This window comes from Moorella humiferrea (assembly GCF_039233145.1).
Classification (GTDB): Bacteria; Bacillota; DSM-521; order Neomoorellales; family Neomoorellaceae; genus Neomoorella; species Neomoorella humiferrea.
Genome location: NZ_CP136419.1, coordinates 1,642,598 through 1,664,189, shown reverse-complemented (window position 1 = coordinate 1,664,189; position 21,592 = coordinate 1,642,598). Strand labels below are relative to the sequence as shown.

The 21,592-nt window shown below is 52.6% G+C and carries 21 protein-coding genes; 20 read left to right on the top strand and 1 reads right to left on the bottom strand.

Translation table 11 applies throughout. The annotated features are described in order from the left end of the window. The first annotated feature begins 16 nt into the window (after positions 1 to 16). From MHFGQ_RS08710 to MHFGQ_RS08625, 18 genes are all read left to right on the top strand, one after another. Entirely contained in the window at positions 17 to 1,042 is a 1,026-nt protein-coding gene (locus tag MHFGQ_RS08710) for a Bug family tripartite tricarboxylate transporter substrate binding protein (RefSeq protein ID WP_106005118.1), read from the top strand. Between the two features lie 99 nt (positions 1,043 to 1,141). Then, positions 1,142 to 2,554: an FAD-dependent oxidoreductase gene (locus tag MHFGQ_RS08705; RefSeq protein WP_106005117.1), complete on the top strand. Its 1,413-nt coding sequence runs from the start codon at positions 1,142 to 1,144 to the stop codon at positions 2,552 to 2,554. A 74-nt stretch (positions 2,555 to 2,628) separates the two neighbouring features. After that, positions 2,629 to 3,435 (top strand): 5-deoxy-glucuronate isomerase, encoded by an 807-nt coding sequence (gene iolB / locus MHFGQ_RS08700; RefSeq protein ID WP_106005116.1) that lies wholly within the window; start codon positions 2,629 to 2,631, stop codon positions 3,433 to 3,435. A 47-nt stretch (positions 3,436 to 3,482) separates the two neighbouring features. Beyond that, positions 3,483 to 5,006 (top strand): tagaturonate reductase, encoded by a 1,524-nt coding sequence (locus tag MHFGQ_RS08695; protein WP_106005115.1) that lies wholly within the window; start codon positions 3,483 to 3,485, stop codon positions 5,004 to 5,006. A 13-nt stretch (positions 5,007 to 5,019) separates the two neighbouring features. Further along, positions 5,020 to 6,510, top strand: a complete 1,491-nt coding sequence (locus MHFGQ_RS08690) for a UxaA family hydrolase (RefSeq protein ID WP_106005114.1) — start codon at positions 5,020 to 5,022, stop codon at positions 6,508 to 6,510. Positions 6,511 to 6,828: 318 nt separating this feature from the next. Beyond that, the gene (locus MHFGQ_RS08685) at positions 6,829 to 7,599 is read left to right on the top strand and encodes an IclR family transcriptional regulator (RefSeq protein WP_106005113.1); all 771 of its coding nucleotides are present in this window, start codon (positions 6,829 to 6,831) and stop codon (positions 7,597 to 7,599) included. Positions 7,600 to 7,693: 94 nt separating this feature from the next. Continuing rightward, complete coding sequence (gene sigK / locus MHFGQ_RS08680; protein ID WP_106005112.1) at positions 7,694 to 8,374, top strand: RNA polymerase sporulation sigma factor SigK; 681 nt, start codon at positions 7,694 to 7,696, stop codon at positions 8,372 to 8,374. A gap of 806 nt (positions 8,375 to 9,180) precedes the next feature. Further along, positions 9,181 to 9,819 (top strand): Flp pilus assembly protein CpaB, encoded by a 639-nt coding sequence (cpaB, locus tag MHFGQ_RS08675; protein ID WP_106005544.1) that lies wholly within the window; start codon positions 9,181 to 9,183, stop codon positions 9,817 to 9,819. A 37-nt stretch (positions 9,820 to 9,856) separates the two neighbouring features. Beyond that, positions 9,857 to 11,182: an AAA family ATPase gene (locus MHFGQ_RS08670; RefSeq protein WP_106005543.1), complete on the top strand. Its 1,326-nt coding sequence runs from the start codon at positions 9,857 to 9,859 to the stop codon at positions 11,180 to 11,182. A gap of 29 nt (positions 11,183 to 11,211) precedes the next feature. Next, a complete protein-coding gene (locus tag MHFGQ_RS08665) occupies positions 11,212 to 12,579 on the top strand; it encodes a CpaF family protein (RefSeq protein ID WP_106005542.1) in 1,368 nt (455 codons plus the stop codon). Between the two features lie 27 nt (positions 12,580 to 12,606). Further along, positions 12,607 to 13,497 carry a type II secretion system F family protein gene (locus tag MHFGQ_RS08660; protein ID WP_106005541.1) on the top strand — a complete coding sequence of 297 codons (891 nt, stop codon included), beginning with the start codon at positions 12,607 to 12,609 and terminating at the stop codon, positions 13,495 to 13,497. After that, positions 13,487 to 14,401 (top strand): type II secretion system F family protein, encoded by a 915-nt coding sequence (locus tag MHFGQ_RS08655; RefSeq protein ID WP_106005540.1) that lies wholly within the window; start codon positions 13,487 to 13,489, stop codon positions 14,399 to 14,401. The genes MHFGQ_RS08660 and MHFGQ_RS08655 overlap by 11 nt, the downstream gene beginning before the upstream one ends. A gap of 44 nt (positions 14,402 to 14,445) precedes the next feature. Beyond that, on the top strand, positions 14,446 to 14,613 hold the full coding sequence (locus MHFGQ_RS08650) for a Flp family type IVb pilin (protein ID WP_170066281.1): 168 nt from the start codon (positions 14,446 to 14,448) through the stop codon (positions 14,611 to 14,613). Between the two features lie 648 nt (positions 14,614 to 15,261). Then, on the top strand, positions 15,262 to 16,251 hold the full coding sequence (locus tag MHFGQ_RS08645) for an S-layer homology domain-containing protein (protein ID WP_106005539.1): 990 nt from the start codon (positions 15,262 to 15,264) through the stop codon (positions 16,249 to 16,251). Between the two features lie 21 nt (positions 16,252 to 16,272). Next, complete coding sequence (locus tag MHFGQ_RS08640; RefSeq protein ID WP_106005538.1) at positions 16,273 to 18,186, top strand: hypothetical protein; 1,914 nt, start codon at positions 16,273 to 16,275, stop codon at positions 18,184 to 18,186. 57 nt (positions 18,187 to 18,243) lie between these two features. Continuing rightward, positions 18,244 to 18,717, top strand: coding sequence for a TadE/TadG family type IV pilus assembly protein (locus tag MHFGQ_RS08635; protein WP_106005537.1), 474 nt, complete (start codon positions 18,244 to 18,246; stop codon positions 18,715 to 18,717). A gap of 1 nt (position 18,718) precedes the next feature. Next, complete coding sequence (locus MHFGQ_RS08630; RefSeq protein ID WP_106005536.1) at positions 18,719 to 19,129, top strand: TadE/TadG family type IV pilus assembly protein; 411 nt, start codon at positions 18,719 to 18,721, stop codon at positions 19,127 to 19,129. After that, on the top strand, positions 19,075 to 19,785 hold the full coding sequence (locus MHFGQ_RS08625; protein WP_106005535.1) for a pilus assembly protein TadG-related protein: 711 nt from the start codon (positions 19,075 to 19,077) through the stop codon (positions 19,783 to 19,785). Before MHFGQ_RS08630 ends, MHFGQ_RS08625 begins: the two co-directional genes overlap by 55 nt. Before the next feature lie 2 nt (positions 19,786 to 19,787). Here MHFGQ_RS08625 and MHFGQ_RS13990 read toward each other — a convergent pair whose 3' ends face one another. Then, complete coding sequence (locus MHFGQ_RS13990; protein WP_373995951.1) at positions 19,788 to 20,108, bottom strand: methyltransferase family protein; 321 nt, start codon at positions 20,106 to 20,108, stop codon at positions 19,788 to 19,790. A gap of 27 nt (positions 20,109 to 20,135) precedes the next feature. On the opposite strand from MHFGQ_RS13990, the gene MHFGQ_RS08620 reads away from it, so the two are divergent. Both MHFGQ_RS08620 and MHFGQ_RS08615 read left to right on the top strand, forming a co-directional pair. After that, positions 20,136 to 20,558: a hypothetical protein gene (locus tag MHFGQ_RS08620; protein WP_245907840.1), complete on the top strand. Its 423-nt coding sequence runs from the start codon at positions 20,136 to 20,138 to the stop codon at positions 20,556 to 20,558. Positions 20,559 to 20,633: 75 nt separating this feature from the next. Then, positions 20,634 to 21,587, top strand: coding sequence for a TlpA family protein disulfide reductase (locus MHFGQ_RS08615; RefSeq protein WP_106005533.1), 954 nt, complete (start codon positions 20,634 to 20,636; stop codon positions 21,585 to 21,587). Positions 21,588 to 21,592 lie beyond the last annotated feature (5 nt).

Below are 21,592 nucleotides of genomic sequence, written 5' to 3'. Positions count from 1 at the left end.
GGAGGTAGAACTATCAATGAAAAGAAAACTAGTTTGGGTTACATTTCTACTATTATTATCAATTATTTCCTTATTAATTGCAGGGTGTGGGCAAAAAGAAGGCAACAATGTTAATAAAGGTGCTGTTTCAGAAAAATACCCAACTAAACCTATTACCTTAATAGTACCGTTTTCTGCCGGTGGAAGTTCAGATATGATAGCCAGAGCAATGGAAAAAGTTTCTGCAAAGTATTTAGGACAGTCATTAGTAGTCGTAAATAAACCTGGTGGCTCAGCTACTATTGGATGGAATGAACTAGCTTCTTCTAAACCTGATGGCTATACCATAGGCATTACAAATATCAGTATTGTTTTACAGCCCCTTTATGGTGGAACGAAGTACAACTACCCACAAGATTTAGAACCTATTGCCCAGGCCGCTTCGATCCCAGTTGTATTAGCTGTAAGAGCTGATAGCCCGTGGAAAAATGTTAAGGAATTTATTGAGTATGCCAAAAGCCACCCTGGAGAAATAAAGTATGGCCATGCAGGAATTGGGACTTCAACGCATGTTGCTGCTGAGATGTTTGCAAAAGAAGCAGGGATTAAAATACAGCAAGTGCCTTTTCAGGGAGGTTCGGAAGCTCTTACTGCTTTTTTAGGAGGCCATGTACAAGCATTATTTGCAAATCCTCCAGAAATAAAATCATATTTTAACGACGGTAAAATAAGGATACTGGGAGTTGCTGATGAAAAAAGGTATCCAGACTTTAAGGATGTTCCTACTTTTAAAGAACAGGGATTAAATGTTGTGCTCTCAATTTGGCTGGGCGTAGGGGGACCCAAAGGCTTGCCAGAAGATGTTAAAACTAAGCTTGCGGAAGGATTTAAGAATATAATCAATGACCCGGAGTTTAAAAAGGTAGTAACTGACCAGGGTATGATCGTTGATTATTTAAGTCCTCAAGAATTTGGAGCCAAATGGAAATCCGAAAGCGAGCGTTTTGCAAAATTAATTAAAGAGACAGGTATAGGAGAACAGATAGCAAGTCAAAAGAAATAAAAGTTAAATTATGCGGCTGGACAAAAATAAAAGTCCAGCTGCATAATTTTCGTTACGATCATGAGAGATTTTCTTTTGTTTCCAGGGAGGTAATAAAAAATGTATAAGCTCCATCATGAATATGACGTCGTTGTAGCGGGTGGTGGTACGGCCGGGAGTATTGCAGCTATAGCTGCTGCCAGGACAGGGGCCTATACGTTACTGGTTGAACAATATGGAGATCTAGGAGGAATGCTAAACTGCGGCATGGGTTTTAAAGGAGTTACTGATGGTGAGGGTTATCTGGCACTTGGTGGCATAGGAGGTGAATTACTCGCAAGGCTTAAAAAAGAAGGAGCTATCACAGATTACAGCCTCGATCCCCTATTTGGTTCAATTACAACTCACGACCCTGAAATGTTACGTTATTTGCTTTTGGAAATGGCGGTAGAAGCTGGGGTTAACTTCCTGTTCCATGCCTATATTTCAGATGTACTAGTTCATGACCGCACGGTAAAAGGCCTTGTTGTACAGACAAAGTCCGGCCGCGAGATTATACCATCAAAGGTTGTAATTGATGCGACGGGGGATGCCGACGTTGCCGCTTTGGCTGGAGCTGAATTTATTAAAGGTCGCCCTGAAGACGGTAAAATGCAGCCCATGACGCGGATGTTCAGGGTTACAAATGTTGATGTTGAAAAGTTGTTTGCTTATCTGGAAGCCAACCCCGATGAAATGGGTGTTCCTGAAGGTTGGAGTGGGAGCCGCTGGACCCCAGAGCATATGCGTAAAACGCCAGGGTTTAATTTTGAGGGATTAACCAGGATAATTAGTCGGGCGCGTGAAGCAGGTGATTATACGATTCCCCGCGATCGCATAGGTATTGACACAATGAGAGGTCGCAATGAAGTCACTATCAATGTTACCAGAATACATGGTGTAGATGGTACTAATTCAGAGGATCTTTCCCGTGCGGAGGTAGAATTACAACAGCAAGTAATTCAAGCTTACCGACTTCTTGTTAAATATGTCCCCGGGTTTGAAAAAGCCAAACTTGCTAATGCTCCGTATCAGGTAGGTGTCAGGGAAACGAGGCATGTTATTGGTGAATATATCCTCAACAAGGAAGATATATTGACGGGAAGGGATTTTAAAGATGGAATTGGTCGCGGTGCCTACCCCTTGGATATTCATGATCCAGGCGCCAATGAGGTAGTGTTAAATCAAAGGGTAGGTGGTGGCGGTGTAACTTTATGGGTAATCAAAAAGTCCTACGCGATTCCCTACCGTTGTCTTGTACCAAAATATACTAATGGCCTTCTGGTAGCCGGAAGGGCTATATCTGTAACCCATGAGGCTGCTGGCTCGGTAAGAGGACAGGCAGTTTGCATGGTCACCGGACATGCTGCTGGTACTGCTGCTGCCCTAGCGACACAGAAAAAAGTTGAACCACGAAATATTGCAATTGATGAACTACAACAGCTCCTTTTAAAACAGGGAGTGGTACTTAAGCGTAATCAAAAAATTTTATAGCAAGTATTGGATTAATTTATGAAATAAAGTTCAAAATTCAAGTCTGCCTTATTTAGGATCTGGGGGAAGTTTTAATGCAGTTATATTACCCGTATGAAAAACATCACGGTTGTCAGGATATCATTAAACCGGCTGAAAAGGATATTATGGCTTTTAGTTTACTTAAATTAACAAATAAAACTATATATACCAGCCAATCAGGTGATTATGAAGTTGCCATTGTTATTTTGGGAGGCATAGCGAGTGTAAATATAGATGGATTTCAGTTTAACAACCTGGGTCAGCGGGCTGATGTTTTCTCTGGTAGGGCTACGGCGGTATATATTCCCCGGGAAAGCAGTTATGAAATTCATGCATTGAGTGATAATTTTGAGGCTGCCCTTTGTCAGGTGCGAGCTGATAAAAAGTATATACCTTTTGTTGTTCGGCCGGAGGAAGTGGTCGTCAACCACCGCGGTGCCCATCTCTGGCAACGGGAAGTCCACGATATTATTGTTGAAAATGGTGACGGAAGGGTTGACAGAATTGTTGTAGGAGAGACGTACAGTGCTTCTGGTAACTGGTCAAGTTTTCCCTCCCATAAGCATGATCGTCATCAGCCACCAGAAGAAACAGAGCTGGTGGAGATCTACCACTATCGTATAGAACCTGCCAATCTTTTTGGTGTCCAGCTACTTTATACTGAAGACGGTAAAGTAAACCAGGCCTTTATGATCAGGAATGGGGATACTTTCAAAATACCTTACGGTTATCACCCCGTTGTCGCCCCGCCGGGTGTCCGGCTTTATTATCTTTGGTTCTTGGCCGGACCCCACGGCCGGCAGATGATACCTTACGATGACCCGGCCTTTAGCGATTTAAGAAAATTGGAGACAACCTGACGCTTTTCTTAGGATAAAGATACAATAAATGAAGAGGAGGAGATGAGTTGCGAACTTTAAATAAAACCCTGCTCACCGGCCAATTCAGCTTCCCGCCCAACCTGGAGGCCGGGCCCTACCCGGATAACTTACCGGAGCGGGTCCTCCAGTTCGGGGAAGGTAACTTCCTGCGCGCCTTTGTCGACTGGATGATCCATCAGCTAAACAAAAAAGGATTGTTCCAGGGCCGGGTGGTGGTGGTGCAGCCCCTGGCCCATGGCCTGGTCGACCAATTAAACCGGCAGGACGGCCTGTATACCTTGATCCTGCGCGGCTACCAGGACGGCCAGGTTGTAGAAAAGCGGGAGATTATCACTTCCATCAGCAGGGGTATAAACCCTTACGAAGACTGGCAGGCCGTACTGCGCTGTGCCGAAGACCCGCAAATCGACATCGTCATCTCCAACACCACCGAAGCTGGCATCATTTACGACCCTGAAGACAGCATCACGGCCGCCCCGCCGCAGTCCTTCCCTGGGAAGCTCACGGCCTACCTCTACCACCGCTATAACCATTTTAAAGGCGACCCGGATAAGGGAATGCTCATTCTTTCCTGCGAACTCATCGACAGAAACGGCGACAACCTCAAAGCCATCACCTTAAGGCTGGCCGGAGAGTGGGGATTACCGGAAGGGTTCCAGCAGTGGCTAAAAGAAGCCAACCTGTTCCTTAACACCCTGGTGGACCGGGTAGTACCGGGTTACCCCCGCGAAGAAGCAGAGCAACTGGCCAGGGAGCTAGGATATGAAGACGCCCTGCTGGATACCGGCGAATTGTTCCACCTGTGGGTAATCGAAGGCCCTACGCACCTTAAAGAAAAGCTCCCCTTCCATGCAGCCGGCCTTAACGTCATCTGGACGGACGACTTAACCCCGTACCGCACCCGCAAGGTACGCATCCTAAACGGCGCCCATACCGCCACGGCAGCCCTAGCCTTCCTAAGCGGCGTCGACACGGTGCGGGAAGCGGTAGAGCATCCCCGGATCGGCCCCTTTATGGAAGAATTAATCTATAACGAAGTCATATCCGTCACCGACTTGGATAAAAGAATGCTAACCGAATTTGCCGGGGAAGTGCTACAGCGCTTCCGCAATCCCTATATCGTTCACCGCTGGCAGAGCATTTTGCTCAACACCACCTCCAAATACAAGACGCGGGTGCTGCCGTCATTACTGGACTACGCGGCAAAGAACAAGGCCGTACCGGCAAAGCTCACCTTCTCCCTGGCCGCCATGGCGGCCCTGTTTAAAGACGGTCGGGTTAACGGCCGGCAGTTCCAGGGGAAGGGGCCCCAGGGAGATTTCATTATCGAAGACGATCCTGGGGCCCTGGCCTTCTGGCAGGCAGCCTGGCAGCAGTATCAAGGAACAGCGGAGAGCGCGCAGGAAACAGCAAAGTATATCCTAGGTAACAGCGCCATCTGGGGCCGGGACTTAAACAACGTTCCCGGCCTGGCAGAGAAACTGGGAGATTATCTCCAGGACATTGTTTCCCATGGCCCGGCGGTAGCCCTGGAAAAAGTGCTGGCTTAGAAGGAGAAGGGGTATGAAAAAAGCAATACAGCTACATGAACGTGACAATGTAGCCGTTGCTTTAACGGACATAAAAGCAGGAGAAACCCTATTAATAGCCGAACGGGAGATAACCTTACAGGAAAACATCAAAGCCGGCCACAAATTTGCCCTGGCAGATTTGCCCGCCGGCCAGGAAGTAAGGAAATACGGCTATGCAATCGGGATAACCACCCAGCCGGTGAAAGCCGGGCAGTGGGTGCACAGCCACAATTTGCACAGCGGGCTGGGGAAGCTAGAAGAATACACCTATAACCCCCTCCCCATAACGCCGGTTGCCTTTGAAGGGAATACGACCTTCCGCGGCTACCGGCGACCAGACGGCCAGGTAGGAGTAAGAAACGAGCTCTGGATTATCCCCACGGTGGGCTGCGTCAACCAGCTGGCCGAGAACCTGGCCCGGAACGCCGCAAAGGAACTGGAGGGTAAAAGCGCAATAGACGGCATATACGCCCTCAAGCATCCCTACGGCTGCTCCCAGCTTGGTGACGACCACCATAACACCCAGAAGCTCCTGGCCTCCCTCTGCCGCCACCCCAACGCCGGCGGGGTCCTGGTCCTGGGTTTAGGTTGCGAAAACAATAAAATCCCGGCCTTCCGGCAGGTGCTGGGAGAGGTAGACCCAGGGAGGATTAAATTCCTGGTGGCCCAGGAAGTAGAAGACGAGATGAGCGAAGGTTTAAGGCTGATAAAAGAACTAACACAACAGGCCGCAAGCTGCGAACGCGAACCCTGCCCAATAAACGAACTAAAAATAGGGTTAAAGTGTGGCGGTTCCGACGCCTTTTCCGGCATCACCGCCAATCCCCTGGCGGGAATGGTAGCCGACCGGATAATAGCAGGGGGCGGCACGGCGGTACTCACCGAAGTACCGGAAATGTTCGGCGCCGAAACCATCCTCATGGACCGGGCCGTGGATGAAGAAGTATTTCAAAAGATAGTAAAGCTGATCAACACCTGGAAGCAATACTACCTCGACCACGGCCAGCCGGTTTACGAGAACCCCTCACCCGGCAACAAAGAAGGCGGTATAACCACCCTGGAAGAAAAGTCCCTCGGCTGTGTGCAGAAAGGCGGCACGGCGGCAGTGGTAGACGTCCTGGAATACGGCGAAAGGTGCCACAGGCAGGGGCTCAACCTCTTAAGCGCGCCCGGCAACGACCTGGTATCCGCCACGGCCTTGGCGGCGGCCGGCTGCCAGATCATCCTTTTCACCACCGGCCGGGGCACCCCCCTGGGCACCTGCGTGCCCACGTTAAAAATCGCCAGCAACACTGGCATTTTCTCTAAAAAGCCCCGGTGGTTCGACTTCAACGCCGGTAGGGTCCTGGAGGGCGAGAATATGGCGGAACTGGCAGGAGAATTACTGGAGCAGGTTCTCCGTGTAGCCTCCGGAGAACCGACCAAGGCGGAAACCCTGGGCTCCAGGGAGATTGCCATATTTAAGTCCGGGGTAACTCTTTAAATTAGAATAATGCTGCAAAATCAAGGGCTGTTCCCAAAATATTGGGGCAGCCCCTTTTTATGCCTTATTTCAGCCGCTTCAACATGAAAATTTCTTCTTCCTGTCCAGACAGGCGCTTTTCAAGTTTTTGATATCCTCCCATACCCCGTAACGCCACTCTTTTCTGATACCCATGGTAATTTTCACGATCATTGCAATGCTTCTTGGCCTTGCCCCGAATTTACAACATAGATTCTCCCTCAAGCAAAATGGTGCTACAATAATATCTATGGTGCTACAATAATATCTAAAGATGTTTTGTTTCTGGAGTGAACGGCCTTGCCACAAAATGAAGGATACGTTCTGTCCCTAGAGAAGGCACTCAAAATATTGGAAGAACTGGCGACTGTCGGTGGGGGTATAGGCTTGAGCGAACTCAGCCGCAAGCTGGGCCTCAATAAAAGTACCGTTTATAGGATGTTGACTACCTTTAAGGCCTATGGTTACGTTGACCAGGAACCGGTTACAGGGAAATACACCCTCGGCTTTAAAATCCTGGAGCTAAGTAGCAGCCTCCTGGAACGCCTCGATGTCCGGGCCGTTGCCCATCCCTACCTCAAGGAACTGGCAGAGAGTAGCCGGGAAGTGGCCCACATGGTGATCAGGGACGGCGGGGAAGCCGTTTATATTGATAAGGTAGAAGGCAACCGCACCATCCGCATGTACTCGCAGATTGGCCGCCGGGTTGCCCTCCATTCCACGGCGGTAGGCAAGGCCATACTGGCCTTCCTCCCGCCGGGGGAACTTGAAAAGATAATTGCCGGCAAGGGTTTGCCACGGTTTACTTCCCGGACGATTACCACCATGGCAGCTTTGCAGGCAGAACTGGCCGAGGTAAGGGAACGTGGGTATGCCGTAGACGACGGAGAAAACGAAGAAGGTATTCGCTGTGTTGGTACCCCCATTTTTGATTACCATGGGCAGGTGGTGGCAGCCATTAGCATTTCCGGTCCCGTCCTTAACGTTACGCCAGAGCGGGTGCCCGTCCTTGGCCGGCTCGTACGCCGGGCCGGCGAGGAGATTTCGCGCCGCCTAGGTTACAAGGGCTAATAACAGGCTTTTTCTTTTTAGGACAAACACCTATACGGCCGCGCTTCCATAAAATATAAAGAGCAACGCTATCCTACCCGGGGGGATGGATGATATGGAAGCCGGCTTTATCGCCCTACTTGCCCTTTCTGTTTTAAAGGGCATCAGCCTTCTTTTGTCTTACATTACCAGCAACGCCTTTCCCCAACCTTTAAGTGAAGAAGAAGAGCAAAAGTATCTTGAACTGTGGCGTCAAGGGGATCAAAAGGCCCGGAACATTTTGATCGAACATAACCTGCGCCTGGTGGCCCACATAACCAAAAAATTTGAAAACACCGGTGAGGATAGTGACGATTTAATCTCCATCGGTACCGTCGGCCTCATTAAGGCGATAAATACTTACAATATGAATAAAGGCACCAAACTGGCCACCTATGCCGCCCGCTGCATTGAAAATGAGATCCTTATGCACCTGCGCGCCACAAAGAAGAACCGCAGCGAAGTGTCCCTGTATGATCCCATCGGTACTGATAAAGAAGGGAATGAAATCGCTTTGATTGATGTTCTGGGGTCGGATCAGGATGTGGCGGAGATAGTGGAAAATTCTTACGAAAGGCAACGGGTTATGCAAAAAGTGAATGTATTGACGCCGCGGGAGAAAAAAGTCCTGGCCATGCGTTTCGGGCTATTCCAGGGCCTGCGGCGTACCCAGAGGGATATAGCCCGGAAAATGGGCATCTCTCGCTCCTATGTTTCCCGGATCGAGAAGTCTGCTTATATACATACAACTTCATGATACCCGCAAAAACCAAATAATTTCTCAATAAGTATCCCTGATGGCGCGGCATTACCCGCGCCTTATTTTGTGCCCCGGTATGGGTGTTAACTAGGTGGTGGAAGTCCACTGCAGGCGAGGCAGCACGAATCTGCTAGCCAAAGGCAAGGGTGCCCATCGCGAGGTGGGATCCGAAGGAAGCCGGAGGTAAAGCCACGGCCCGATGAACAAGAACCCCATAGGAGGCTAGATCATCCGGATGAGCTGGCGAAACACAGCGAAATCCCAGGGTGCCAAGGGACGGCGGAGTATATGGGGCGGGCGCGGGGCGAAGGTTAACGCTCTTACCCTCGGAGGCCTGCCGGATAAGCCAAGGAAAGCTGGTAACCCGTGTCGAAAGGCACGGCTGAACCGGCAGGAGTCAGCAGAAGGCATAGTACCCTGGAGGTAATGAACTCCAGGGGAAGGCCCGAACATCAAGTCAGAGGTGAGACCGATGTGTTCGCGAGAAGGGCGAAGACAGCAGAAAACCCCGGAAGGTGCCTGCCCGCGGGAGGAAGTGGTGAAGCCACAGGGGACCGCGGGAGGGCCGAATTCTTCTCCGGCACGAAGCGGGGCGTCACCTTGCGGAGGCCAAGATAGCGGCCAGAAGAAACAGGTGGTGGAAAGAACAACATGCTGGCCGCGCTGAAGCGCGTAGAGCAGAACGGAGGCGCATCCGGTGTGGACGACACATCCCGACGGAAGCCGATTTAAGCTTGTAACCAAATGAAAAAGTCGGATAGAAATCTGCTTATTAACTCTACCAAAAAGGAGATGACGGCAAATTGAAATTTGTTAGCAAAGGAACCGGCTCCTTTTTCCTTTTGGGAGCTATCATGGCGGCCGCCGTGGCTGGGTTCTTTGCCTTGCAGGCGGTGCGTATGGCCGCACCCACGGTGCCAGTTCTTGTGGCCAAGACGGACCTAAAAGTTGGAGAAAGGCTGACGGAGGATAAAATCGAGGTAATTAATTTGCCTCCGGCGGCAGTACCCCAAGACAGGGTGAATGCCGACAATTTCGACAAAACGGTGGGGTATCACTTGAAGACAGCCCTGGCGGCCGGAACGCCGATACGGACGAGTTATATCGCCGAACTTTCGCCTGCCGGGGGAACGCTGGCGGCCAGGTTAGCCCTTACCAGCCAGGGGAACTGGCGTGCCATAGCGCTGCCGCCTGAAGCCACCAAAGGGTTGCCGGTAGAAGTGGGCGACAGGGTGGATATTATTGGCGTAACGGGCGAAGGCCCCAACGTCACTACGGAGGTCCTGGCTGATAACGTAATGGTAGTTGAAGTACCACCACCGCCCAAAGATGACTCCGAGCCAGGGAGCGCGGTCGTGGCCGTGCCCCTGGAAAAAGCCCCGAAGGTGGTACTTGCTATTACAAAAGGGAAAGTGCTGGCGGCCCTGCGGCCGGTAGAGTAAAAAATGAAGAGGTAGATGCGGAAGGGAGAGAAGAGGAGTGTATTTTGAAGCGGACAACCTCATCCGGCTGCTGGTGGCGGATGATGACTCTGAATACAGAGACCGCATACGCCGGGCCTTTGAAGGTCACCCGCGCATACGGGTTACGGCCCTGGCTCAGTCCGGTCGCGACGCCATCGGTATGGCGCGGGACGGCGCGCCGGATGCCGCTTTGATAGACCTGGGACTGGTGGATATGAGTGGCCTGGATGTGGCTGAACAGGTAGCCAGGGTGTCGCCGGGCACGGTGGTTTTTATTGCTACTGACAATCCTTCCATGGATTTGTACCGGCGGGCCATGGCGTTGGGCGTCCGGCAGGTGTTCACGAAAAACATGACGGCCGCCGATATTGCCGGGATGATTGAGCAGGAAGTGGACGCCATAAGGGAAGAGATGCGGCGACAGGCGGAGAAGCTGCCCCTGGTGGCCCCGGGCAGCGGGCCTTTGGGCCGTTTTGGCGGCCAGGGCGCCCTTACCCAGGTGCAGAGTGTGCGCCGGGAAGTCATCGCCGTCGCTTCGCCCAAGGGCGGCGTGGGCAAAACTACGACGGCCGTGAACATGGCCTGTGCCGCGGCTGCCCAGGCCAGTTTGAAGGTGAAAGCGGCCATTGTGGATCTAAACGAGTTCGGCTGCGTTACCATCCAAATGAACATGGGCACGCCAGAAAAAGCCCTGGCTGGAGATATGGGCTACAGGAACATCCTTAACTGGCAGTATATATCTAACAACCCCTCCCCGGAGGAAGTGCAGGAGTTCATGTTCCGGCACGTTTCCGGAGTCTGGGTAGTGCCGGCTGTGCCCCTGCCGGAAAAAATAGCGGAAGTCAACCAGGCCCTGATCACTAAGGTGATAAGCATTTTACGCAATAATTTCGACCTGGTGGTAATCGATTTGCCGCCTTCGATAACGCTGGACGTCTCCTGGGCGGCGGCGGAAGCGGCGGACCATATCCTGGTGGTGGTCACGCCAGACGTGCAGGTAATACCCGGCATGAACCAGCTTAACACCACCTTGAGGGCCCTTGGGGTGGCCTCCAAGTGCTACCGCATAGTTAACCGCTACAACATCCCCGGCGGGCTGAAGATAAGCGAGCTGGACCGTTACGTTCCTTATCCTTCCCTGGGGGTTTTCCCCGACGAGCCGGGCATCATGGAGGCCATTAAGCGGGGCGAGCCCTTTGTGCTTTCCCACCCGCAGGCGGAATTCAGTTTAGCGGTAAAAAGGGCTTTAAACCAGGTTTTCCCGGTCTTTGTAGAGAGCCTACAGGGGACATCGAAAAGAAAAGGGGGGTTCCTTGGGCTGTTTAAGAAACGCTTTGCATGATTTAAGAGGTATTGGGAGGGAGAGTGCTTATGCCTTTGGGCAACCGGCCCATGAGCGGCCTGCAGGAACGGCTTTATGCCAGCAGGGAAGGGAGAGATTACCAAGAGGCTGTTGGCATTTTTAACAAAGAAGAGTTTTTCAACCAGATCCGGCCCCAGGCCCAGAAGCAGATCCAAACCAGGTTTACCCTTCAGGAACTTGCCGACCGCCATTCTCCCGTTTTGCGCCAGAAGGTGCGGGCGGTCGTTCTGGAAATGGTCGAGGGCTCCTGGATTAATCTTCCCAAGCCTACGCTTATCAACCTGGCGGAAGAACTGGTGAATGACCTTTTAGGCTACGGGCCCCTGGAGCCCTTCTTTACCGGGGAAATGGCCCAGAGGGTCACGGAAATAAAGGTGTTGCGCTGGGACCTGATCCGCATTGAAATCGACGGTAAAGAGATGATTGCCACCGATGAGAACGGCAGGCCGGTAAAATTCCGCGATGAGCAGCACTGCCGGGACGTGCTGGAGAAGATGCTGGCCCCAACGGGCCGCCGGGTAGACCTGTCTAGTCCGCGAGTGTCGGCCAGGCTGCCGGACGGCTCCAGGCTCATGGCTCACATCCCGCCAGTGGCCGTCGAGGGGACGACAATGAGCATCAGGCGGTTCCGCATGGATATGACCATGGATAAGTTCCTGGAGTACGGGACTTTAAACCGGGAAATGGCCGACTTCCTGGCCGCCTGCGTAAAGGGCAGGTTGAACATTATTGTGTCCGGCGGCACTTCTTCCGGCAAGAGCACGTTCCTCAACGTGCTGGCATCGTATATCCCGGAGGACGAAAGCATCATCACCATCGAAGACCCGGCGGAGCTGCGGCTTCAGCATTCCAACGTGCGGCGCCTTGAAGCCCGGCCGGCCAACGTCGAAGGCCAGGGGGAGATAACCCAGCGCGACCTGGTGGCCGACGCCCTGAGAATGGCGCCGAAGAGGATAATCGTCGGCGAGTGCCGCAGGGGCGAGGCCTTCGACATGATGCAGGCCATGGGGACGGGCCACGACGGTTCGATGACCACCCTGCACGCCAACAGCGCCGAAGAGGCCGTCAACCGGCGGCTGGTGAACATGATTCAGATGGCCGACATGGGTCTGCCCTACGAAGCCATTCTGGGGATGATCGCCGGGTCGGTTGACCTGGTGGTGCAGCTTTTGAAAGACAGGACCGGCAGGAGGAGGGTTGACCATATCTGCGAAGTGACCGGCCTGGAGAAAAGGGACACCGGGCTGGCGGTGGGGATCAAAAAAATCTATACCTGGAACCCAGAAAAAGGTGATTGGGAAAGGACGAAGGAGAAGTTTACCAAGACGGACCGCCTGGCTTTGTATGGGGTGGAACTGCCGCCGGGCGTGAATTGATCCGGAGTTCGATGATGAAGGGAGGGATTGGCGACGGACTTCGGTTTTTTGGTCGGCGCGGCCGTGTTTGCGGCCGTGCTGCTTTTTGCGCTGGGCATCAGGAAGGTTAAAGCACATTCCTCCTGGCTGGAAGCCAGGCTGCGTTCCCACCAGGAAGCTGGTAGAGAAGAAGGTTGGAAGAGCTCTCTCCAGAAAAAAGCGGCCCAGGCGGGATTCGATATCCCCGCGTCGCATATAGCGATTGCCGCCTTGGTGGGAGCCCTCGGAGGAGCTGTGGCGGTCCTGGCGCTGACCGGGAAGCCCCTTTTAGGTCTTTTTGGGCTGCTGGCGGGCATATATGCTCCCCGGGCCTGGGTGGAACGCCGCATCCGGGGACGCGCCCTGCTGTTCGAGGAGCAGCTGGAAATAATCCTGGGGCAGATGGCGGCTTCTCTCCGGGCCGGGCAGTCTGTCCAGCAAGCGATTGAACAGGCGGCTCTGTCCTCCGTCCCGCCGGCCAGGGAAGTCCTGGGCAAGATCGTCCACAATCTTCGCAGCGGCGACAACACTATGACCGCCATTGAAAAGGCCGGGCAGAGCATCAAGTCGCGCGACCTGGAGGTTATAGCGGCGGCCACGGGACTGCATATGCAGGTCGGCGGCGACCTGGCCCTGGTCTATGATCAGATAGCGGACGGCATCCGGGATAGGAGGGCTTTTAGAGCCCAGCTTGGCTCAATAACTTCTGAAGGGAGGCTGACGGCCAACATCCTGGCCGTCCTGCCCTTTGTCGCCGTAGGTGGTATGCGTGTCCTCCAGCCGGATTACATGGCCCCGCTTTTTAACACCACCACGGGGTTGGTGCTTCTGTTTGCCGCATCGGGTTTGATACTGGTGGGCTGGCTGGTCATTAAGAAGATAATCTCAATTGAATATTAACGTTCTGGAGGTGATGGCGATTAACGCTGCTGTACCGGCGCTGCCGGTAGGTTTTTTTACCGGCGTCGCCGTGCTGTTTTTTGCCGTTTACCTGGACCTGAAGCGCCGGGGCAGGTTTTCCATCTTCGCCGAAATGGGCCGCAGCGCGGCCGCCGGGATGGGACAGGCAGGCGTGAAGGAGCAGATAACTGGCGCCCTTTTGCCAGTCGTTTTGGCCGCTTACCCTGATGACGTGAGGGAGACGACGGAAAAAAAGCTGGTTTGGGCAGGCATTGAGAACCTCAACGCCCTGGAGTTCCTGACGGTTAAACTCGCGGTGGCTATAGGGGCTTTGGTTGGCGGCGGGGCTTTAAGCCTGCTTTTTAATATTCCTTATTTCTGGTTTCTGCTCCTGGGCGTGTTCGGGTATGTCGCCCCTGATTACTGGCTGCAGGGCAGGATTTCCACCCGCCAGAAGGAAATACGCAGGGATATGCTGGAGTTTTCCACCCTTCTGGCCACCGTTATCCGCGCGGGAGGAGGTGATGTCTACGGGGCCCTCCAGCAGGTAGGGAGATGGTTCGGCGGCGTCCTGGGCAAGGAGGTGATGCTTGCCGCCCACGATATGGCCTCCGGCTCGCGGAGGGCTGACGCCTTGCTGAAGATGGCTGAAAGGTGCGGCGTTGATGAACTGTCGCAGTTAGTTCAGGTTATTATCCAGGCTGACCGCTACGGAACGCCTATAGCCGAGGCGATCAGCGAGCATGCCGCCCAGATGCGGGTTTTGAGGCGATACGCCGCCGAAAAACAGGCAGGCGAAGCCGTGGTTAAGATGACTTTACCTTTGCTGGTGTTTATTATAGGCCCCTTGCTTTTTTTGTTGATTTTTCCGGCGGCAGTCCAATTTAGCCAGATATTACGATGACCTTAAATTTAAAAGCAAAATTTTAAGGATGGAGGTAATAGCTTATGCGAAACATCTTGAAGCGGCTGTATTTTGACCAGCGCGGCCCTACTATATTAGAATATGCTGGTATGGCAGTGCTGGTACTTCTTGCAATCTGGGGTATAACCCAGGCATTAGGTGTTAGCGTCGGCAATGTTTTCAATGATATCAAAGGTAAACTTGGGCACTGAGCGGTTTTTTTGCCCGGCGGGTCAATACTGCCGGGTTTTTCTTTTTGGTTGGAAGGGGTGTGCAGAACAGCGCAAAAGGAAGGAGAGAAAAATATTGGCAAGATGTGTTACATAAGGTAGAATACTGTTCGAGGGGAACGATAAACCGGAGAAAAAAAGGCCCTACCTGCCGGGGGATATTTTCCCGAAGGGAGGTGGGGCCGGTGATTACAGTATCCGAGATGCTTCAAATCATCGGAACTCTGCTGTCTCTTCTGACCCTGATGGTGGCTATCACCATGCTGCGGAAGTAATTGAAAACCCTTGAGGCTGTTGCCGCAGCTTCAAGGGTTGTAGATGAACCCCGGTTGGTGGGGCTCCCTGAAGGTCACTCCGGTTATTTTTGTTCCCCTTCTACTAAAGATTATCCTCAATTGGGTCATCTTAGTCAAGGATGTTTCGCAAAAATTATTGGTACGGCAGCAATCGTAGAAAGCAATCCGGTTGCAGGCCGGTTTTTTTATTTACATGGGGGGTGATGTTTTTGCAAAAAGAAGTTCTGACGTCGGAAGAAGTGGAAGAAATTTTGCGGGAAGTAAATAAAAGGTTCGGCGAGGGAACAAATATGCCCCAAAATCCATCTAAAATAACTAAAAGGAGTTGATTTCCATGTTCAAGAAGCTGGCCTTTTTTGCCGCCCTAGTGGTAATGCTGTTCTCCTTTATCGTTCCAGCCCATGCCGAGATGGAGTACCGTTTCAGCGATAAGGATACCATCACGAAAGACTTTTCCTGGGGCCAGGACGACATCATTGAAGCCATCGACTTTGAGCTTTACGCCGGTTATCCGGATCACACCCTGGGGCTCAACAACAACATGACCCGGGCGGAGTTCGCGGCCGTATTGAACCGCATAGTGGACGCGGGCGGTACTCCCGGGCCGAACTGGTACGACGGGGCCGTAGACGGCCTAGTGAAGGCCGGGGTGATCCCCGACAAAAGCGGGAATTGGGATGCCGCTATTACCCGGCTGGAGGCGGCGCAGTGGCTGGGCCGCCTGGCTAAAGTCTACCAGGTGGCGGTGAAGGACCAGGGCGCGACTTTCAGCGACACCTCCGACGCGGACGCCATTTACGCAAACAAAACCGGGCTAATGAAGGGTATCAGCCCTGGCGTCCTGGGTGCCGACCAGAACCTGCTCAGGGGCGAAGCGGCGGTCCTGCTGCTCAGGGTGGCTAAGAGCGTGGATAATAATTTGCCGAGTGACGATGAGTTGAAGCAGGCGATGATGGAAGCTATAGGAGACGTTAACGCTGATATAGCAGACTTTGAAGCCCGGCGTAATGTAGATTTGAGTTTTTATGATAAGCTGCCCTACAAACGGGTGACCAGGGCTTACTTTGAGGGCGCACGGAGGTTTATGTATGACAACCGAAATGATGGGAGGAAAAATTATCAGGGTAAAATTGACGAAACCAAAGTGGCTGAAAAACATAATGCTATCGCTTACGCCGTTTGCAAAATAGAAAATGAGAGTGGTTATAAAGGCATTATTATCGCACGTTTAAAGAAAATTGACGGTCGTTGGATGTTGACCCAAGGCGGGACGCCTGATAACAGGGATTTAAAATACCTGCGGCAAGTAGGCTATATGAAATAACTTTAAAGGAGCGGATTTCTCATGCTGCGTAAAGCCTTTTTCAGGGCTTTTTTCTTTTTGCTTCTCATGGCGGCATTGGCCAGCCCGGCTTTTGCTTTCGTTGAGGGTGAAGGATATTCTAAAGGCGCCCCTTCCGACTCCCAGGCCCCCCTCTCCAACGGCATGACCTGGTTCGTCCGCCGCGTGCCGGTGCTGCTGTATAACCCCAATTCCGTTACCGCCAGTCTGGAGGGAAATAAGGGTGAAATCAGCCTGAGCGACGTGGATCTGGTTTGGGGTGAGCTTTGGACCAAGCCGGGATGGGCGCAGGAGGGAAGCCGGTACGGCCTGAACGAGCTTTACATCCCTATTAACTCCAACATGACCCCGGCCCCGGCGTCCGGGACGAAAAAAGTCATCCTCCCCGACGCAGATTTTGACGACCCCGACGTTGTGAATTTCCTGGCGGATTATTTTGATGTGTTACCGCAAGTACGTTATATAGACAAAGGCAACGCCTGGGCCGGAGACGCTTCTTCGGGCATATTCGTGAATGTCCCCATGCCGTCACGGGAAGACTTCTTGGCACAAGAGGCGGGAATGAACGATTCTTTAGCGGCGAAGTGGAAGCCCTATTTGGCAAACAAGGCATATTCTGACGGGTTGATACCTTCCGCCGACGGGAGTACGCAATACCTGCGGGCCTTAGACGCTTTCGACCACGGCGCTACTTTTTACTACCATCTGCTTCTTAATCCCGGGCCGCAGAGTGCCAACTGGGCCGTGGCGGCAGAGACCAGCCCCAATTATGACGAAAACGCCCCGGACGGGATAGGATTTTACCGCGGCAAAGACTGGAGCGACCAGCTGAAAAACAGTCCTGCGTCGGTGCCGGGCTTCATCGGGGCGGTAACGCCGTGGGCGAACTTAAAGCTGGAGGGTCCGGTTGAAATAACCGGTGCTCCGGGAGAAGAAAAAGAAGCCCAGTACACAATTACGAATGAAAGCTCCGCTGACCTGGCGCCTGACGTGGCGGTGAAGCGTGAAGGCGGCACGTACGTCACGGCTGCGGCCGGTGTTCCGGTGAAGGCATGGGACAAAACTCAAGTAACGTTAAAGTTTAAAGTAGAGGATAAGCCGTATAAAGTACGGGTGGCGGTGAATCCCTTTGGGGAATTGCTGGAATCCACCTATAAAGACAATTACGTGGACGTTACTGTTAAACCCATCGCCCCCGATATGTACGTTAAATTGTTGGACCCCGGCGCTTCGGAAGCCGAGCCGGGTAAAGCATACACCGGGACTGTAGTCTACGGGTTGGCCGCGGACTACCCTGTGCCGGTCAAGGCGACTTTATCGTTGACTAATAACGGCTACTACGCGACGGCATCCAACGGTACGCCCTTGAACGACCAGGTGCCGGTGGAGTTCCAGCCTGGCGAAGAAAAGACCTTCACCTTCACATGGCACGGGGATGCCAACGGCAATACCCTGGTGGCAAAAATCCACCCGGTGAACCCGCCGGATGACAGGGATTGGAGTAACAACAAGAAAGAAACCTACGTGCCGCCGGCGGCGCAGTGTACGGATATAAGCGCATCTTTGACCTATTCTCCCCGCCAGCAGAGGTATGCCGGCATGAATACCGCCCTGGTTGCTACAATCAGCCGGGACAATGAAGGCCCGGCCGGGCCGGTGCAGGTAAAGGTCACCATATCCGGCAACGGCATATATGACACCAAATATATTTCCCTGAACCGGGGCGGCAGCACAACATTGAGCTGGGTGATCAGGCCCAACACGGCAGGCAGTTATACTTTTAAAGTGACTGCTGCTCCCATAGGGGTAGAAGACTGCAGGCCGGGAAACAACAGCGACACGGTAACAGTTCCCGTAGGCAGCCTGCCCGGCTTCAACCCGCCGGACAGCAAGATAAGTGTGGAGTTGATAAGCTAGGAGTTCCTTCTTTATCCGGGCCGCCACAAGGCGGCCTTTTTTGATGGGAGGGATTTTATGAGACTGCATAAAGATGAGCGCGGCAACGTGATACTGGAATTTGCTCTGGTTTTCCCTATATTTATTGCCCTGGTCCTGGGGACAATCAATTTCGCCATCCTGCTCAACAACCACATTGTGGCGGCCTCTGCCGCCAGGGATGCTGGGCGGACGGCGGCAGTCACCGGCAGGCTGGCGGACGCCTTGAGCAAAGGGCAAAAAATCCTTGAAGCGGCAGGATTGGGACAGGGGAAGGGAGATGTCCGTGTGTCTGGCCTGGGAAGCCGAAACGAAAGGGTGACGGCAACGGTTACATACAGAACTCCGGTATTTGCGCCGGGGATCGCCGCCTTTCTTGGCGGCAAAGCGATGGACAACGAAATCACCCTGGAGCAGCAGAGCAGCTATTATGTGGAGTACCGCAACCGGACGGAGCCAGATCGTACCAGGCCCGTTTGCGTGGGATGCTCCTGCAGTGGAGAGTGCTGGTAAAATGCTGAAGCGTCTTTATAAAGACTGCCGGGGTCCCGTGATGCTGGAGTTTGTTCTTTCCTGTATCCTCCTTATCGTCATTTTGATGGGTATGGTAAACGTTTCTCTCCTGCTAAAAGACAAGCTGGGGGCGGTGGCGGCGGCCAGGGAAGCTGGGCGTACTTATGCCGTGACGTTGAATGCAAATAAGGCCTCCCAGGTGGGGTATGAAGTTTTAAGCGCGGCGGGGATAAGCCCGGCCAGGGCGCAGGTGGTTCTTACGCCTAACTCTCCCGGGCAAAACCTGGTGACCGCCGAAGTTGCCTGCGATTCTCCAGTTTTCCTGCCCGGGATAACGGCGCTTTTAGGAGGTGCTCCATGGGAAAAGAGCATAAAGGTAAGCGGGTCCGCAGTATTCAGATACGAACCCTGAAGAACGATGAGCGCGGCGTGGTGCTGCTGATGACCGTGATGATCATAGCCCTTCTTCTTCTCCTGGCGGGACTGGCTACTGATTTTGCCAGGCTTTACGTGGCCAGGGAAGATCTGCAGACGGCGGTGGACGCGGCGGCCCTGGCGGGGTCCACCCAGGGGGTGCGCTATGTGACCATTACCGTGGGATATGGCCATTGTGAGACATGCTGCGGTCTTGATGGGTGTTCCTGCTGCTGCGTGTGCGATCCCCCGGTGACCCTCACCGGGCCGGAAAAGAAGCTGGTTGAGGAAGGCGGCTGGAGACGCGGCACTTGCTGTGACCGTTTTTTAGGATACGAAGCCAGGTGGATCGAATATCCATCTAATACCACCGCAGTTGCCAATTCAGTCCTGGATATAAACTGGCCGCGCTTTATGAGCCCGGAATACGGCGGTAGCAAGCTTGATAGCAAAATAGATGTTTACAGCAGCGGCCCTTATTACCCTTCGGTTGTGGTCAGGGCTGCCGGTATGATTAAAACGACGTTTCTCAAGCTGGCCGGTATTCAGGATGTAAGTTCAAGCCGCTGCGGGCAGGCGGGAACTTTTTATTCGGTTATAAGGAACGGTTGGCTCCTGGGCAGGAACAGCGCTCCCCAGGATGCCTGCTGGTGATTTTAACTACCATAGGTTTTTTGTAGAAACCTTATTATACTACGCGCTGTAGGAAATAGCATTGGTGTCGAAGAAGCGTAAGACAGATATGAATCCTTTGTCTCCCCGTCTGCAAGGAGCGTTTCTTCTAGCATTGCCCTTTGAATAGCCCAGAATACTGTGGGGGTGGTTAGCAATAGCCCAATAAATACCCTGCCCGTAGTAAGGCTCATTCCAAGATGAAGCAATATGTATGCAAGATAAATAGGGTGCCGTACTAATTGATATGGTCCATCGGATACTATGGTTTGTCGCTCTAATATCGCTGGTTCAGCATGGAACATTTGTTTAAGGGTAAGGAGAGAATGTAAATGCAAAAGCAATCCGACGTTTATCAGCCAGAAAGAAAAGCGAAGTATATTTCCCCTGTAGATAATTCCTTTGCAGGTTGCAAAGAACAACCCCAAAGTACATATCAGGCCCAAAGTAAATATGGTAGATACCCACCATTTTACATCCGTGCGTTTAAGAAAAACCTTTTTTTGATGACTATAACGAAACATTATTATAGGACTAATAATGATCAAAATCGTGAGCACCAAGAGGACAATAGGCATAGGAACGATCAAGGGGATTATGACCACAAAAGGCCACAAAATCTTAAACAATTATCAAAACGCCTCCTTGAATGGATATCAGTATATGACATTTTGATAGGATGGGCACTTCTTTGCGCGGGTGTTTCTTTTATTATCTTGGTTTACTGTTACTATCTTCTTAAAGCAATGTTATAGAGCAGATAAGAAACTTTTTTATTTTTAATACTCCTATTAAGACCTTTTTCCTGCCAAAATTAGGGGGAATACAAAATGCTTTCTGGATTAATTTACCTGCTTTTAACTCTGGGTTCTTTTTGCTTATGGTCAATCGGTTTTAACCCTTATAGTTGCCCATCCTCGGCCTGCAGTGCCGTAAGCTATATCTTCGGCCGCCCCCTGCTTCTCTGGGGGGCGGCTTATTATTCCCTCTCCGCCGTCCTCTGCTTCGGCGGTTTTACTGCGACTAAAAAGAAGGCCGCACTTGCAATTATCTACGGTGGGGCGGCCGCCCATGCCTTACTTCTTTTCCTGGCCTGGCGGGGGACGGGGGAGCTCTGCCCTGTCTGTCTGAAATTCCTGCTGGTAGAAGTCCTTCTGGCTGTTTATGTTACGATTTACCCTCCCAGGCGCGTTTTTCTGGTGCCTGCCGTTCTTGCTGGGGCCGGGCTGATAATGGTTGCAGGCCTTTTGGCTTTTAATCCCCGGGTGGTCCCTGCCGCGGCCGCGCCTGCTGTGCCGCCGGAGAAAGTCATTTCTTCCGTACCGGCTGAAAAAGAGGAGACGGCTAGTCTGCCAAAGCAGGACTTTGTAGAAAAAAAGATATCAACAGGCTCAAAAAGCCTTCCATCCAGCGTTAAAACTGATACAAATAAGCATCCCGGCCTTGTGGTCACAACAATGGATAACAGGCCGGTAACCCTGGACCTTGCCGCGCGCCCGGCTCTCTTTGTCGCCTGGTGGTGCCCACACTGCGACGAGGCCCTTCAGGAGATGGCGCAGCTGCCGGAAGACAGGCAGCCTTACCTGGTGTTTACTTACCTGCGGGGAAATGATCAGGGGGATATTAAGGCGAAGCTTAAAAGAAACGGATTAGAAGGGGCAACGGTGTACCTGGCTTCAGAGCCTCCTGAAGGTGTTAAGGGGGTTCCCGCCCTGGTGTTCCTGGATAACGGCCAGGTAAGCCACGTCGAGGGCGTTAAAGCTGTTGAGGAGAAATTTGATTGAGGGTA

Coding starts and splice junctions, on each gene's coding strand:
- MHFGQ_RS08645 (WP_106005539.1), top strand. CDS start 15,262: ATGTTCAAGAAGCTGGCCTTTTTTGCCGCCCTAGTGGTAATGCTGTTC.
- MHFGQ_RS08635 (WP_106005537.1), top strand. CDS start 18,244: ATGAGACTGCATAAAGATGAGCGCGGCAACGTGATACTGGAATTTGCT.
- MHFGQ_RS08615 (WP_106005533.1), top strand. CDS start 20,634: ATGCTTTCTGGATTAATTTACCTGCTTTTAACTCTGGGTTCTTTTTGC.
- sigK (WP_106005112.1), top strand. CDS start 7,694: ATGGAAGCCGGCTTTATCGCCCTACTTGCCCTTTCTGTTTTAAAGGGC.
- iolB (WP_106005116.1), top strand. CDS start 2,629: ATGCAGTTATATTACCCGTATGAAAAACATCACGGTTGTCAGGATATC.
- MHFGQ_RS08630 (WP_106005536.1), top strand. CDS start 18,719: ATGCTGAAGCGTCTTTATAAAGACTGCCGGGGTCCCGTGATGCTGGAG.
- MHFGQ_RS08665 (WP_106005542.1), top strand. CDS start 11,212: ATGCCTTTGGGCAACCGGCCCATGAGCGGCCTGCAGGAACGGCTTTAT.
- MHFGQ_RS08650 (WP_170066281.1), top strand. CDS start 14,446: ATGCGAAACATCTTGAAGCGGCTGTATTTTGACCAGCGCGGCCCTACT.
- MHFGQ_RS08640 (WP_106005538.1), top strand. CDS start 16,273: ATGCTGCGTAAAGCCTTTTTCAGGGCTTTTTTCTTTTTGCTTCTCATG.
- MHFGQ_RS13990 (WP_373995951.1), bottom strand. CDS start 20,108: ATGTTCCATGCTGAACCAGCGATATTAGAGCGACAAACCATAGTATCC.
- MHFGQ_RS08690 (WP_106005114.1), top strand. CDS start 5,020: ATGAAAAAAGCAATACAGCTACATGAACGTGACAATGTAGCCGTTGCT.
- MHFGQ_RS08620 (WP_245907840.1), top strand. CDS start 20,136: ATGCAAAAGCAATCCGACGTTTATCAGCCAGAAAGAAAAGCGAAGTAT.
- MHFGQ_RS08625 (WP_106005535.1), top strand. CDS start 19,075: ATGGGAAAAGAGCATAAAGGTAAGCGGGTCCGCAGTATTCAGATACGA.
- MHFGQ_RS08705 (WP_106005117.1), top strand. CDS start 1,142: ATGTATAAGCTCCATCATGAATATGACGTCGTTGTAGCGGGTGGTGGT.
- MHFGQ_RS08710 (WP_106005118.1), top strand. CDS start 17: ATGAAAAGAAAACTAGTTTGGGTTACATTTCTACTATTATTATCAATT.